Below are 15156 nucleotides of genomic sequence, written 5' to 3'. Positions count from 1 at the left end.
GGAATTTAATCTTGACGATGACCTACTCTCACATGGGGAAACCCCACACTACCATCGGCGATGCATCGTTTCACTGCTGAGTTCGGGATGGGATCAGGTGGTTCCAACGCTCTATGGTCGTCAAGAAATTCGGGTACTGAGTCGTGACCAGATGGCCGCGCTTCAGCAAATTGGGTATGTGACAGCTTGGTGTTTTGTGAGTATCACGAACTTTCGGTTCTTTCGTCTTCACACACCGCAATCTGGCCTTTCGACGCAAATTGCTTGGGTGTTATATGGTCAAGCCTCACGGGCAATTAGTATTGGTTAGCTCAACGCCTCACAGCGCTTACACACCCAACCTATCAACGTCGTAGTCTTCGACGGCCCTTCAGGGGACTCAAGGTCCCAGTGAGATCTCATCTTGAGGCAAGTTTCCCGCTTAGATGCTTTCAGCGGTTATCTTTTCCGAACATAGCTACCCGGCAATGCCACTGGCGTGACAACCGGAACACCAGAGGTTCGTCCACTCCGGTCCTCTCGTACTAGGAGCAGCCCCTCTCAAATCTCAAACGTCCACGGCAGATAGGGACCGAACTGTCTCACGACGTTCTAAACCCAGCTCGCGTACCACTTTAAATGGCGAACAGCCATACCCTTGGGACCGGCTTCAGCCCCAGGATGTGATGAGCCGACATCGAGGTGCCAAACACCGCCGTCGATATGAACTCTTGGGCGGTATCAGCCTGTTATCCCCGGAGTACCTTTTATCCGTTGAGCGATGGCCCTTCCATACAGAACCACCGGATCACTAAGACCTACTTTCGTACCTGCTCGACGTGTCTGTCTCGCAGTCAAGCGCGCTTTTGCCTTTATACTCTACGACCGATTTCCGACCGGTCTGAGCGCACCTTCGTACTCCTCCGTTACTCTTTAGGAGGAGACCGCCCCAGTCAAACTACCCACCATACACTGTCCTCGATCCGGATAACGGACCTGAGTTAGAACCTCAAAGTTGCCAGGGTGGTATTTCAAGGTTGGCTCCACGCGAACTGGCGTCCACGCTTCAAAGCCTCCCACCTATCCTACACAAGCAAATTCAAAGTCCAGTGCAAAGCTATAGTAAAGGTTCACGGGGTCTTTCCGTCTAGCCGCGGATACACTGCATCTTCACAGCGATTTCAATTTCACTGAGTCTCGGGTGGAGACAGCGCCGCCATCGTTACGCCATTCGTGCAGGTCGGAACTTACCCGACAAGGAATTTCGCTACCTTAGGACCGTTATAGTTACGGCCGCCGTTTACCGGGGCTTCGATCAAGAGCTTCGCGTTAGCTAACCCCATCAATTAACCTTCCGGCACCGGGCAGGCGTCACACCCTATACGTCCACTTTCGTGTTTGCAGAGTGCTGTGTTTTTAATAAACAGTCGCAGCGGCCTGGTATCTTCGACCGGCGTGGGCTTACGGAGCAAGTCCTTCACCCTCACCGGCGCACCTTCTCCCGAAGTTACGGTGCCATTTTGCCTAGTTCCTTCACCCGAGTTCTCTCAAGCGCCTTGGTATTCTCTACCCAACCACCTGTGTCGGTTTGGGGTACGGTTCCTGGTTACCTGAAGCTTAGAAGCTTTTCTTGGAAGCATGGCATCAACCACTTCGTGTTCCAAAGGAACACTCGTCATCAGCTCTCGGCCTTGAAATCCCGGATTTACCTAAGATTCCAGCCTACCACCTTAAACTTGGACAACCAACGCCAAGCTGGCCTAGCCTTCTCCGTCCCTCCATCGCAATAACCAGAAGTACAGGAATATTAACCTGTTTTCCATCGACTACGCTTTTCAGCCTCGCCTTAGGGACCGACTAACCCTGCGTCGATTAACGTTGCGCAGGAAACCTTGGTCTTTCGGCGTGGGTGTTTTTCACACCCATTGTCGTTACTCATGTCAGCATTCGCACTTCTGATACCTCCAGCAAGCTTCTCAACTCACCTTCACAGGCTTACAGAACGCTCCTCTACCGCATCACCCGAAGGTGATACCCGTAGCTTCGGTGTATGGTTTGAGCCCCGTTACATCTTCCGCGCAGGCCGACTCGACTAGTGAGCTATTACGCTTTCTTTAAAGGGTGGCTGCTTCTAAGCCAACCTCCTAGCTGTCTAAGCCTTCCCACATCGTTTCCCACTTAACCATAACTTTGGGACCTTAGCTGACGGTCTGGGTTGTTTCCCTTTTCACGACGGACGTTAGCACCCGCCGTGTGTCTCCCATGCTCGGCACTTGTAGGTATTCGGAGTTTGCATCGGTTTGGTAAGTCGGGATGACCCCCTAGCCGAAACAGTGCTCTACCCCCTACAGTGATACATGAGGCGCTACCTAAATAGCTTTCGAGGAGAACCAGCTATCTCCGAGCTTGATTAGCCTTTCACTCCGATCCACAGGTCATCCGCTAACTTTTCAACGGTAGTCGGTTCGGTCCTCCAGTCAGTGTTACCTAACCTTCAACCTGCCCATGGATAGATCGCCCGGTTTCGGGTCTATTCCCAGCGACTAGACGCCCTATTAAGACTCGCTTTCGCTACGCCTCCCCTATTCGGTTAAGCTCGCCACTGAAAATAAGTCGCTGACCCATTATACAAAAGGTACGCAGTCACCCAACAAAGTGGGCTCCCACTGCTTGTACGCATACGGTTTCAGGATCTATTTCACTCCCCTCTCCGGGGTTCTTTTCGCCTTTCCCTCACGGTACTAGTTCACTATCGGTCAGTCAGTAGTATTTAGCCTTGGAGGATGGTCCCCCCATATTCAGACAAAGTTTCTCGTGCTCCGTCCTACTCGATTTCATGACCAAGAGATTTTCGCGTACAGGGCTATCACCCACTATGGCCGCACTTTCCAGAGCGTTCCGCTAATCTCAAAGCCACTTAAGGGCTAGTCCCCGTTCGCTCGCCACTACTAAGGGAATCTCGGTTGATTTCTTTTCCTCAGGGTACTTAGATGTTTCAGTTCCCCTGGTTCGCCTCTTGCACCTATGTATTCAGTACAAGATAACCATCTTATGATGGCTGGGTTCCCCCATTCAGACATCTCCGGATCAAAGTCTGTTTGCCGACTCCCCGAAGCTTTTCGCAGGCTACCACGTCTTTCATCGCCTCTGACTGCCAAGGCATCCACCGTATGCGCTTCTTCACTTGACCATATAACCCCAAGCAATCTGGTTATACTATGAAGACGACATTCGCCGAAAATTCGATTGAGCTCCTAAGAGCAACTCACAAATTTTACCTTAGCCTGATCCGTTACCAGTGAAAGTAACGTTCAGTCTATCTTTCTATCACATACCCAAATTTTTAAAGAACGATCTAATCAAAAGACTAGAAATCAATATTCACCTTGGAATATTCATTTCTAAACTCTCAAACGCTTCGAAGCAGTTAATGGTGGAGCCAAACGGGATCGAACCGTTGACCTCCTGCGTGCAAGGCAGGCGCTCTCCCAGCTGAGCTATGGCCCCATACAAAATTGGTGGGTCTGGGCAGATTCGAACTGCCGACCTCACCCTTATCAGGGGTGCGCTCTAACCAACTGAGCTACAGACCCAATTTCGAGCGCGTAACTGTTAGCTTGGAGCTATCAGCTTGGAGCTTAAAGCTGCTTCTATCGTCTTCTTCAATGAATCAAGCAATTCGTGTGGGAACTTATGGAGCAGCTGAGTCGTCGATTAAGGAGGTGATCCAGCCGCAGGTTCCCCTACGGCTACCTTGTTACGACTTCACCCCAGTCATGAATCACACCGTGGTAACCGTCCTCCCGAAGGTTAGACTAGCTACTTCTGGTGCAACCCACTCCCATGGTGTGACGGGCGGTGTGTACAAGGCCCGGGAACGTATTCACCGCGACATTCTGATTCGCGATTACTAGCGATTCCGACTTCACGCAGTCGAGTTGCAGACTGCGATCCGGACTACGATCGGTTTTGTGGGATTAGCTCCACCTCGCGGCTTGGCAACCCTCTGTACCGACCATTGTAGCACGTGTGTAGCCCAGGCCGTAAGGGCCATGATGACTTGACGTCATCCCCACCTTCCTCCGGTTTGTCACCGGCAGTCTCCTTAGAGTGCCCACCATGACGTGCTGGTAACTAAGGACAAGGGTTGCGCTCGTTACGGGACTTAACCCAACATCTCACGACACGAGCTGACGACAGCCATGCAGCACCTGTCTCAATGTTCCCGAAGGCACCAATCCATCTCTGGAAAGTTCATTGGATGTCAAGGCCTGGTAAGGTTCTTCGCGTTGCTTCGAATTAAACCACATGCTCCACCGCTTGTGCGGGCCCCCGTCAATTCATTTGAGTTTTAACCTTGCGGCCGTACTCCCCAGGCGGTCAACTTAATGCGTTAGCTGCGCCACTAAGAGCTCAAGGCTCCCAACGGCTAGTTGACATCGTTTACGGCGTGGACTACCAGGGTATCTAATCCTGTTTGCTCCCCACGCTTTCGCACCTCAGTGTCAGTATCAGTCCAGGTGGTCGCCTTCGCCACTGGTGTTCCTTCCTATATCTACGCATTTCACCGCTACACAGGAAATTCCACCACCCTCTACCATACTCTAGCTTGTCAGTTTTGAATGCAGTTCCCAGGTTGAGCCCGGGGCTTTCACATCCAACTTAACAAACCACCTACGCGCGCTTTACGCCCAGTAATTCCGATTAACGCTTGCACCCTCTGTATTACCGCGGCTGCTGGCACAGAGTTAGCCGGTGCTTATTCTGTCGGTAACGTCAAAACACTAACGTATTAGGTTAATGCCCTTCCTCCCAACTTAAAGTGCTTTACAATCCGAAGACCTTCTTCACACACGCGGCATGGCTGGATCAGGCTTTCGCCCATTGTCCAATATTCCCCACTGCTGCCTCCCGTAGGAGTCTGGACCGTGTCTCAGTTCCAGTGTGACTGATCATCCTCTCAGACCAGTTACGGATCGTCGCCTTGGTGAGCCATTACCTCACCAACTAGCTAATCCGACCTAGGCTCATCTGATAGCGCAAGGCCCGAAGGTCCCCTGCTTTCTCCCGTAGGACGTATGCGGTATTAGCGTTCCTTTCGAAACGTTGTCCCCCACTACCAGGCAGATTCCTAGGCATTACTCACCCGTCCGCCGCTGAATCCAGGAGCAAGCTCCTGTCATCCGCTCGACTTGCATGTGTTAGGCCTGCCGCCAGCGTTCAATCTGAGCCATGATCAAACTCTTCAGTTCAAACATCTTTGGGTTTTGAGAAAACCCTAAACTTGGCTCAGCAATCGTTGGTTACATCTTTGATTTCTCGCGGAGTAACTTGTGATGCTGATAATCTGTTGACTAGCAGTCTGACTCCACAAGCACCCACACGAATTGCTTGATTCAGTTGTTAAAGAGCGGTTGGTTAAGATCTTTCGTCTCAACCGAGGCGCGCATTCTACAGCAGCCTCATTTGCTGTCAAGTGGTATTTTTCAGAAGTTTTCCAAGTTTCCTTTTCAACTTCAACCACTTGCGCTTCAGATCTCTCATCAGCGGGAGGCGAATTCTACAGCGTTACACGCTGCTGTCAACACCTCTTTTTCAACTCCCTTTCGGCTTCGATGAACTGAAGCAACCTGCTGTCGAAAACTGCGTAACTCTTTGTTTACCAAGGAGTTTTCCGTTTCGACTGCGCCGGAAGTGGGGCGAATTATAGACATCTATAATCTGCCGTCAAGCACTGATTTGGGTTTTCTATCAATAAGCTGCAGAAAGCAGTAAAACGCCCCAAAGGACGCCTATATAGAAGAGCCAGAACGCCCTTCTATATAGAAGAGATTTCTCATAGGCAGCCACAACCCATGTCATAGCCAAAAAGCGGGACCACCGCGTACAGACGATTAGCCGGCCGCCAAAAAACAAAAAAGCACCCAAGGTGCTTTTTTGTTATCGCTATCAGCTGAACAAGGCCGCCACCCTCGCCCGCGCCATGTGCAGCTTTTTATAGCTGTCGATCAAGCGAAGGTGCCTGTCGAGCCCTTCCAGTTTCATGCTCGTCGGCGTCAGACCATAGAAACGTACGCTGCCATCCACGGACCCTATCGCTGCGTCCATCCGCTCGTTGCCGAACATCCGGCGGAAGTTGACCTCGTAGTCGCTCAGTTCCAGATCATCGTCCAGCTGCATTTCCAGCACGACGTTCACGGCTTGATAAAACAAGCCGCGCTCGACGGTGTTGTCGTTGTATTGCAAGAAGGCTTCCACCAGATCCTTGGCCTGGTCAAACTTCTGCAAGGCGAGATAAATCAGCAGCCTCAGCTCCAGGATCGTCAACTTGCCCCAGGGCGTGTTGTCGTCGAACTCGATGCCGATCAAGGTGGTGATGTCGGTGTAATCATCCAGCTCGCTGTTTTCCAGACCCTGGGCCAGCGATCTCAGGCCGACCTTGCTCAGGCTGTGCAGATTGAGGATGTCAGCGCGGAACTGCAGCGCTTTGTTGGTGTTATCCCAGATCAAATCTTCTACCGGATAAATTTCCGAGTAATCCGGCACCAGAATGCGGCAGGCCTTGGCGCCAATGTGCTCATAGACCGCCATGTACACTTCTTTGCCCATGTCTTCGAGAATGCCGAACAAGGTCGTGGCCTCTTCGGTATTGGAGTTTTCGCCTTGACCGGAGAAATCCCACTCAACGAATTCGAAATCCGGCTTGGCACTGAAGAAACGCCACGAGACCACACCGCTGGAATCGATAAAGTGCTCGACGAAATTATTCGGCTCAGTCACCGCCTGACCTTCGAAGGTCGGCTGTGGCAGATCGTTCATGCCTTCGAAACTGCGGCCTTGCAGCAGTTCCGTCAGACTGCGCTCCAGCGCCACTTCCAGACTTGGGTGCGCGCCGAACGAGGCAAACACGCCACCGGTACGCGGGTTCATCAGGGTCACGCACATCACCGGGAACTCCCCGCCCAGCGATGCATCCTTGACCAGCACCGGGAAGCCCTGCTCTTCCAGGGCCTGGATACCGGCCAGGATGCCCGGGTATTTCGCCAGTACTTCCTGCGGCACATCCGGCAGGGCCATTTCGCCTTCGAGGATTTCGCGCTTGACCGCGCGCTCGAAGATCTCCGACAGGCACTGCACCTGGGCTTCGGCCAGCGTGTTGCCGGCGCTCATGCCATTGCTCAGGAACAGGTTTTCGATCAGGTTGGACGGGAAGTACACCACCTCATTGTCCGACTGGCGCACAAACGGCAATGAACAAATGCCACGCTGGGTGTTGCCGGAGTTGGTGTCGTACAGATGCGAGCCACGCAACTCGCCATCCCGGTCGTAGACCTTCAGGCAGTACTCGTCGAGGATTTCAGTCGGCAGTTCGTCCTTCGGGCCAGGCTTGAACCAGCGCTCGTCCGGGTAATGCACAAACGCCGCGTTGGCGATGTCCTCGCCCCAGAACTGATCGTTGTAGAAGAAGTTGCAGTTCAGTCGCTCGATAAACTCGCCCAATGCCGATGCCAGCGCGCCTTCTTTGGTCGCGCCTTTGCCGTTGGTAAAACACATCGGCGAGTGCGCATCGCGGATGTGCAGCGACCACACATTGGGAACGATATTGCGCCACGAAGCGATTTCAATCTTCATGCCCAGGTCGGCCAGGATGCCCGACATGTTGGCGATGGTTTGCTCCAGCGGCAGGTCCTTGCCCACGATGTAGGTGCCCGCTTCGCCAGTCGAGTGCGGCATCAGCAACGCCTGGGCATCGGCGTCGAGGTTTTCGACCTCTTCAATCACGAACTCAGGCCCGGTTTGCACCACCTTCTTTACCGTGCAACGGTCGATGGAGCGCAAGATCCCCTGACGATCCTTGGCGGAGATGTCCGCCGGCAATTCAACCTGAATCTTGAAAATCTGGTTGTAGCGGTTTTCCGGATCAACAATGTTGTTCTGCGACAGGCGGATATTTTCGGTGGGGATATTGCGAGTTTCGCAATATAACTTCACGAAGTACGCCGCGCACAACGCCGACGAAGCCAGGAAGTAATCGAACGGCCCCGGTGCCGAGCCATCGCCCTTGTAGCGAATGGGTTGATCGGCGATCACCGTGAAGTCGTCGAACTTGGCCTCAAGTCGAAGGTTGTCGAGAAAGTTGACCTTGATTTCCATGCGTGCTTACCAGAATAACGAGCTATACGATTTGGCCGCCATTATCCGGTTTTTCAGCACAGACCGTTAACTTTCCACTATTTTTCGACCAACACCACCCCGCGCTCCTCAAGCAAACGCACAAACATCGTCAGGCTCTGCGACACCGTCCCCCTACGCCACACCAGCCAGGTGCGCAGATAGCGGAACGACTCCGACAACGGCCAGACGCTGACCGTCGTGCATCCAGGCATGCTTTCGAGCATGCTGCGGGGCATCAGCGCCAGGCCGGCACCGGCGCTGACGCAGGCCAGCATGCCGTGATAGGACTCCATTTCGAAAATCTTGCCGGGTACCGCCGCGCCATTGGCGAACCAGCTTTCGAAGTGGTGGCGATAAGAGCAGTTGGAGCGGAAGGCATAGATGTTTTCGCCATTCACATCCTTGGCCCGATGAATCGGCTCATGGTTGAGCGGTGCGATCAGGACCATTTCCTCCTCGAATGCAGGCACGCCTTCCAGCGCCGGATGCAACACCGGCCCATCGACGAATGCAGCGGCCAGCCGCCCCGACAACACCCCATCGATCATGGTCCCGGAGGGGCCGGTGGACAGGTCCAGTTCGACCTTGGCGTGCTTCTGGTTATAGGCGGCCAATAGCTCTGGAATACGTACCGCTGCAGTACTTTCCAGCGAACCCAGGGCGAAGGCTCCCTGGGGTTCTTCACCCGCCACGGTGGCGCGCGCTTCCTGAACCAGGTCGAGAATACGTCGAGCGTAATCCAGAAAGCTCCAGCCGGCCGGCGACAGGCGCAGTCGACTCTTCTCGCGGATAAACAGGTCCACACCCAGGTCCAGTTCAAGCTGCTTGATTCGGGTCGTGAGATTCGATGGCACCCGGTGGATATGCTGGGCGGCCACGCTGATGCTGCCGTGCTCGGCGACAGCCTTGAAGATTTCGAGCTGAACCAGATCCAAGTCATTCTCCAAACGTGAACGTTATGCTCAGTATTATTCAGTTTCCAGAAAACATACAGCCCCATACCCTGAGCACATTCCTACCTCGCAGGACGGTGCCATGACCAACGTATCCAGCCTTACCCATGCCATTTCGATCAACCCCACTACTGGCGAGCAGATCGGCCATTACCCTTTCGAATCCGATTTGGCACTGCAGGCCGCGCTGACGCGGGCCGCTACCGGGTTTCGTGCCTGGCGCGGCAAACCGGTTGAACAACGCGCGCAGCTGTTGATCAACCTCGGCCAGGCCTTGCGCAACAATGCCGAGGCCATGGCGAACATGATCACCCTGGAGATGGGCAAGCCGATTGCTCAGGCCCGCGGCGAAGTTGAAAAATGTGCACAGCTCTGCGAGTGGTACGCCGAACACGGCCCCGCCATGCTTAGCCCGGAACCAACCTTGGTGGAAGGCGGCAGGGCACGCATTGAATATCGCCCTCTCGGCCCGATTCTCGCCGTGATGCCGTGGAACTTCCCCATCTGGCAAGTCCTGCGCGGCGCGGTCCCCACCCTGCTCGCCGGCAATACCTACGTGCTCAAGCACGCGCCAAACGTCATGGGCAGCGCCTACCTGCTGCTGGAGGCCTTCAAGCAAGCGGACTTCCCCGAAGGTGTTTTCGAGGTCATCAACGTCACCCCGGAAGGTGTATCCAAGGCTATTGCCGACCCACGCATCGCGGCTGTCACCCTCACCGGTAGCGTGCGCGCGGGCATGGCCATCGGTGCTCAGGCCGGAGCTGCACTGAAGAAATGTGTATTGGAGCTCGGTGGTTCCGACCCATTTATCGTGCTCGACGACGCCGACCTCGATGAGGCGGTGAAAGCCGCCGTGATCGGGCGCTATCAAAACACCGGGCAAGTCTGCGCCGCTGCCAAACGCCTGATTGTCGAGCAAGGCATTGTCGAGGAATTTACCCGCAAGTTCGTCGAAGCCACCCAACAACTGGTTGTCGGTGATCCACTGGCTACCACCACCTACATCGGCCCGATGGCTCGCTTCGACCTGCGCGACGAACTGGATCAACAGGTGCGCGACACACTGGAAGAAGGTGCGACCTTGCTGATGGGTGGAAACAAGGCGGAAGGCCCTGGCAACTACTATGAGCCCACCGTACTCGGCGACGTGACCGATCAGATGACATCATTCAAACAGGAATTGTTTGGTCCTGTGGCTTCAATCATCACGGCCCGAGACGCCGCCCATGCGCTGGAGCTGGCCAATGACAGCGAGTTCGGCCTCACCGCCACCCTCTACACGCGCAATGTCGAACTTGCCCGGCAGATGGCAGGCGAACTTGAAACCGGCGGCGTGTTCATCAACGGCTATAGCGCCAGCGATCCGCGTGTCAGTTTTGGTGGCGTGAAGAAGAGTGGCTTTGGCCGGGAGCTCTCGCATTTCGGGGTGCGCGAATTCTGTAATGCACAGACTGTTTGGCTGGATCGGCGCTAGGGGCAGCGTAGTGCTCCCGGGATAAAACCGGCGGGTATTTTTCAGACATGAAAAAGCCCAATCTTTTCAGATTGGGCCCAGTCATTGAAAAATCCCGGACGACAGCCTTAAGTCAAATCCAAAGGCAAATTCTCGGGTGCAGTCAGGCAGGGCTCCTTGGTCGCCTGGCTGCTGGCATGCCTGGCCGCACGGCGCCCGGAAAACACGCAATCCGCTGCAGACAGTCCACTCACATACAGGTTCGATGGAAGTCCGATTGCCGTACGACCGGCCGCATACAAGCCGGTGATCCGGGTGCGGTCCTCGCGCAACACCTGACCGCTGTCCTCATCAACCCGCAGGCCGCCTACCGTCATGGCAGAACAGGGGAAGAGCTTGCTGGAGGCCGAAACATCCACGGCATAGAACGGTCCATCGCTAAGAGCTTGGCATTCCGAGCGACTCTTGCCGAACGCGTCTGGCTCCAGCCCCTCGGCCGCCCGGTTGTAGCGGGCCACGGCCTCCCGAAGGTTGGCCGCCGGCATCCCGAGCTTTTCGGCCAGACCTTGCAGAGTGCTCGCCTTGCGGGTCTGGAAGAGCAGCGCCAGCACCAGGGGCAGACGCATGAAGGGAAACAGGTTCTCCAGCACTGCAGACTTCCAGGCACCGCGGTAAAGCGTTCGGTCGAGGATGATGTAGCCCCGCCCCTGCTGATGCTCGTTCATCTTGAGGCCGATAGCCGCGCCATAGAGTTCCTCGTTTACGAAGCGCTGCCCCTGGCTGTTGACGAGAATGCCCTTGGGCCACTGAGAAGGCGGGTTTATGAAGCGCCAGCTGCTCACCCGCTCCATCAGCGCAGCCTCTCCTCCCGCGCTCTGGCCCAGGCGGATGCCACTACCGTTGTCCCCGCCAGGGGAGCCCATCGCCATATTGGAGATGTACTTGGGGGAATGGGCGGCGAGCATCTGCCGGTTCCAGATGAACCCGCCGGCACTCAAGCACACCCCACGCGTCGCCCGGATTCGCTGGACGACGCCATGCTGGCGCTGCAACTCGTCGGCCTTGCGCCAATAACGTTCGGCCTTGCGCTCCAGATGGGCGAATCCCGGCATCGATGAGGGGAGCTTCTGCAGCAGTTGCCGGGCCATTTCCTGCGCGTCGATGTACGCCTGGGTATGCGGCGAGCCGGGTGGCATCCGGATGACCACCAGCCCAACCACCTCCCCTCTTGCGCAAAGCACCAGACGGCGAGCTTCGGTTCGTGGCCAGAACTCCACCCCCTGGGCCCGCGCCCGCTGCTGCAGGGGCTCGGTCAGATGAACACCGAAGCCTACCGCCTGATTGACCGGCGGATGCCAGTACTTGTGTCCCCGTGGCGCAGGCTCGGCAACTGCCGCACAGGACTCGGCCAGCGAGCTGTCGGAGTGGTAGAGAAAATAGCCGGAAGGCGGATAGAAAGTCTTCTTCGTGTAGTAGGTGCTGTCGAACCGTACCCCATGCCCCTGCAGCCATTCCAGATCGGCCACACTGCCTTCGCAGAAGCGGCGCAGTGTTTGCGGGCTGACCACGTCCTGTACCTCAAGGTTCAAGTAACTGTACATAGCCTCGACACTGTCCGTAACGCCTGCCGCACGCTGAATCGGTGTGCCGCCCCCGGCATAGAAAATGCCGCCGTTCATCGCCGTCGCCCCGCCGCCACCAAAGGCATCGACCGCCAGCACTTTCAGACCTTTTTCCGCCGCCTGCAAGGCCGCGCTGATGCCTGCGCCTCCATAGCCGACCACGGCGAAGTCGGTGGTGACATCCCAAGCAACCTGGTCAGGGCTCTCGACTCGTTCCGGCGCCTCGATACGACTGAACCATTGAGGCGAGTGCGGACCAAAATCGGACGACATGGCGTTCTCCATGATGCCGCCCCTCTATCGAAAAGGCTGGTGTGAGGATGACCGGCTGCGCTGCAGTGCCCCGCACCGAAGGCCAGCCGGAAACAGGAAATCGGGACACCGCTCTAGCGCGGTGCCCCTCGTACATCAGTCTTGCGACTTGGCTGCCGCCGCAGGTGCGTACTGAGCGAGCTTTTCGGCAGCCTGCTGCTCCCACACGGGCTGTGCGTGGCGGGTGTCGGTTTCGGCCTCGAAGCGGTTGACCATTTCCGGCTTGATATCGGCAATGTCCTCGAAGAACTGCTGGTACCAGCGACGCAGTTGGTACAACGGACCGTCGCTGTCGCAGAGCAGCGGATTGTCGATGCGGGTCTTGGTTCGCCAGATCGCCACGTCCTGCAGAGTGCCCACGCGATACGCCTCGGCTACGGCAGCGGCGCGAGCGGCATTGTGCTCGGGCGGCAGCATCGGGCTATTGCGGGTGATAAAGCCCATGTGCAGTACGAACTTGTTCGCATGAACCGGGTAGTGCGCGAGGATTTCATAGGTCTCTATCGGCTCGTTGCCCGGAATATTGGTCAGCAAGCGCGACACCAGATAGGAGGGACCATGGTAGGTCGTTTCTCCACGTGAAAAACCATCCAGCTTGCTCAGATCGCCGGTATAGGCGGCATCCTTCTGATAGCCGGGTTGCTCTGGTTGCGGCCCCATCTCCAGGTACTGGGTGGCGAAATGGTCCTCGAAGACGTTCTTGAAGTAGGTGCTGCCGCCGCCCATGCCCTCGCCATGCACGTAGAAGAAATGCGCGACGTCCACCAGATTGTCGACCAGCTCCCGACTGTTGGTATCGACCTCATGGGTTGACCAGGACCAGTCGCTCCAGTCATCGCTGAAAGCGCCTTCCAGGTGGGGAATGATCACATCCGGCGGTGGCGGATTGCCCTCGGGGTCGTGCCAGACGAACAGCTGCTTGTTTTCCTCGCAGGTCATGAAACTTTGCGTGCGCGCGCGCGGCGGCACGCGCTTGGCATAGGGGATGGCCGCGCACTTGCCGTCACCGGCCCAGCGCCAGTCATGGAAGGGGCAGGCGATGGTGTCGCCCTTGATGCTGCCCTCGCCCAGGTTACCGCCCATGTGCGGGCAGAAGGCGTTGATGACATTGAGCTGCTTGTTGTGTTCGCCCTCGAACACTACCAGCCTGAGGCCGAATGCCTCGAGGGTATGCGGTTTGCCATCACGGAACTGTTCACTCAGCCCCAGGCAGTGCCAACCGCGGGCAAAACGTTCGCACTGGTCGCTCACGATGATGTGGGGCTTCTCGTTGGCCAGGTTGCTCATAAAGACCTCCAGTCGTTTTTATTGTTTGCAGGCTAAAGACAGTGGTTGTCGCGAGACCCGTGTCCACCCTCTGTCTATCCCGGGAATACCAGTGGGTCGGGGGTATGTCCCCGATCCCGGGGCGTTACAGGAAAAAATCCAGGCTCTGCTGGCCCAACTGCACCTTGGCCCAGTTCGTGCCGAACATCTGGAACTGATTGGCGGCATGCTGGCGACAGACATTGATGTCGGCGAGAAAGCGCCCATACGGGTTTCGGGTGTAGACCGCCGCACCGCCGGCCGCCTTGAACAGGCGCGAGGCCAGCTCCGCGACGCGCTCCGGCGGGTAGCTGGCCTGGAAGCGATACTTCACCCGCTCCTCGATCGGCGGAACCTCGCCCCGCTCGGCATAACCTTCGAGCGCCTCGAAGTTGCGCTTGAGCACCAGGGTCAGCTCGTCGATGGTGTTGATCGCTTCAGCGATCGCCAGCTGCGCTACCGAGTCGTCGCTGGTTTTGGCACCCACGACGTTGACACGGGTCTTGGCGGTCTCCACGAAGCTGTCGACCATGCCGCGCAACGCCCCGATCGAGGCCGTGGACACCGCCCGGCTGAATACCTGGCCGAATGGCATGCGATACAGCGCCGCGGTATTCATCTGGTTGCCGGGGCTGTTGCAGGTAAAGCCGTCGATCATCTTGTGCGTGCGGTACTCCGGCACAAAGGCATCCTTGATGACGATATCCTTGCTACCGGTCCCCTTCAGGCCCGCGGTATGCCAGGTATCGACGATTTCGTAGTCCTTGCGTGGAATCAGCCAGGTGCGCGCATCAACAGGTTGCCCCTCGGCAGTTTCCACCAGGCCACCGAGGAACACCCAGTCGCAGTGGTCGCAACCACTGGAGTAGCCCCAGCGCCCGCTGAACAGGAAACCACCCTCGACAGGCTTGGCACGACCCGTGGGCATATAGGAAGAAGAGATCCGGACATTGCTGTCCTCACCCCATACTTCCTGCGCCGCACGGTCATCGAACAGCGCCATCTGCCACGCATGTACCGCGACCACCGAGTAGACCCAGCCCACCGACATGTCGCCTTCGGCCAGGGTCATGACGATGTCGTAGAACACCTTGGGACTCATCTCGTAGCCGCCATAGCGCTTGGGCTGCAGGACGCGGAACAGCCCTGCGGCCTGCAGGTCGGCAATGGTCTCCTGCGGCAGACGGCGGTTCTCGTCGCCCAGCACCGCTCGCTCGCGCAACACCGGAACCAGGGCCCGGGCTCGGGCGATCAGCTCTTCGCTGCCGGGAATGTTCGCGGCAGGCTGTTTCATCTCGACTGTTTGCATTGTTCTCGACTTCCCAAGTAGTGAATCCCGCTTTGGCGCAAGGGTGGC

6 protein-coding genes, 2 tRNA genes and 3 rRNA genes are annotated in these 15156 nt (G+C 56.7%); 1 reads left to right on the top strand and 10 read right to left on the bottom strand.

Features of this window, described 5'->3' with window-relative positions:
• Nucleotides 1-9 precede the first annotated feature (9 nt).
• The 7 genes from rrf to WHX55_RS11910 form a co-directional block, all read right to left on the bottom strand.
• A 5S ribosomal RNA gene (gene rrf / locus WHX55_RS11940) occupies nucleotides 10-125 on the bottom strand.
• Nucleotides 126-275: 150 nt separating this feature from the next.
• A 23S ribosomal RNA gene (locus WHX55_RS11935) occupies nucleotides 276-3169 on the bottom strand.
• A 241-nt stretch (nucleotides 3170-3410) separates the two neighbouring features.
• Nucleotides 3411-3486: transfer RNA gene (locus tag WHX55_RS11930), tRNA-Ala, on the bottom strand.
• A gap of 9 nt (nucleotides 3487-3495) precedes the next feature.
• Nucleotides 3496-3572, bottom strand: a tRNA-Ile gene (locus WHX55_RS11925).
• A gap of 122 nt (nucleotides 3573-3694) precedes the next feature.
• A 16S ribosomal RNA gene (locus tag WHX55_RS11920) occupies nucleotides 3695-5231 on the bottom strand.
• Together the 16S, 23S and 5S rRNA genes with 2 tRNA genes alongside form the textbook arrangement of a ribosomal RNA operon.
• A 697-nt stretch (nucleotides 5232-5928) precedes the next feature.
• On the bottom strand, nucleotides 5929-8133 hold the full coding sequence (locus tag WHX55_RS11915) for an OsmC domain/YcaO domain-containing protein (protein ID WP_353742691.1): 2205 nt from the start codon (nucleotides 8131-8133) through the stop codon (nucleotides 5929-5931).
• A 77-nt stretch (nucleotides 8134-8210) separates the two neighbouring features.
• Nucleotides 8211-9089, bottom strand: a complete 879-nt coding sequence (locus tag WHX55_RS11910; protein WP_008047600.1) for a LysR family transcriptional regulator — start codon at nucleotides 9087-9089, stop codon at nucleotides 8211-8213.
• 100 nt (nucleotides 9090-9189) lie between these two features.
• Between WHX55_RS11910 and WHX55_RS11905 the strand changes: the two genes are divergently transcribed.
• Complete coding sequence (locus WHX55_RS11905) at nucleotides 9190-10581, top strand: aldehyde dehydrogenase family protein (protein WP_353742690.1); 1392 nt, start codon at nucleotides 9190-9192, stop codon at nucleotides 10579-10581.
• A gap of 107 nt (nucleotides 10582-10688) precedes the next feature.
• Here WHX55_RS11905 and WHX55_RS11900 read toward each other — a convergent pair whose 3' ends face one another.
• From WHX55_RS11900 to WHX55_RS11890, 3 genes are all read right to left on the bottom strand, one after another.
• Nucleotides 10689-12467, bottom strand: a complete 1779-nt coding sequence (locus WHX55_RS11900; RefSeq protein WP_353742689.1) for an FAD-binding protein — start codon at nucleotides 12465-12467, stop codon at nucleotides 10689-10691.
• Nucleotides 12468-12590: 123 nt separating this feature from the next.
• Complete coding sequence (locus tag WHX55_RS11895) at nucleotides 12591-13781, bottom strand: Rieske 2Fe-2S domain-containing protein (RefSeq protein WP_353742688.1); 1191 nt, start codon at nucleotides 13779-13781, stop codon at nucleotides 12591-12593.
• Nucleotides 13782-13905: 124 nt separating this feature from the next.
• Nucleotides 13906-15108 carry a flavin-dependent monooxygenase gene (locus WHX55_RS11890; protein WP_353742687.1) on the bottom strand — a complete coding sequence of 401 codons (1203 nt, stop codon included), beginning with the start codon at nucleotides 15106-15108 and terminating at the stop codon, nucleotides 13906-13908.
• Nucleotides 15109-15156 lie beyond the last annotated feature (48 nt).

The sequence above is a fragment of the Pseudomonas fluorescens genome (assembly GCF_040448305.1).
GTDB lineage: Bacteria > Pseudomonadota > Gammaproteobacteria > Pseudomonadales > Pseudomonadaceae > Aquipseudomonas > Aquipseudomonas fluorescens_BH.
Note: the sequence above shows the minus strand (reverse complement) of the source record. Positions and strands in the feature narration are given on the sequence as shown.

Excerpts from the sequence above, each read along its gene's own strand:
- WHX55_RS11915 (WP_353742691.1), bottom strand. The coding sequence starts at position 8,133 with ATGGAAATCAAGGTCAACTTTCTCGACAACCTTCGACTTGAGGCCAAG.
- WHX55_RS11890 (WP_353742687.1), bottom strand. The coding sequence starts at position 15,108 with ATGCAAACAGTCGAGATGAAACAGCCTGCCGCGAACATTCCCGGCAGC.
- WHX55_RS11895 (WP_353742688.1), bottom strand. The coding sequence starts at position 13,781 with ATGAGCAACCTGGCCAACGAGAAGCCCCACATCATCGTGAGCGACCAG.
- WHX55_RS11900 (WP_353742689.1), bottom strand. The coding sequence starts at position 12,467 with ATGGAGAACGCCATGTCGTCCGATTTTGGTCCGCACTCGCCTCAATGG.
- WHX55_RS11905 (WP_353742690.1), top strand. The coding sequence starts at position 9,190 with ATGACCAACGTATCCAGCCTTACCCATGCCATTTCGATCAACCCCACT.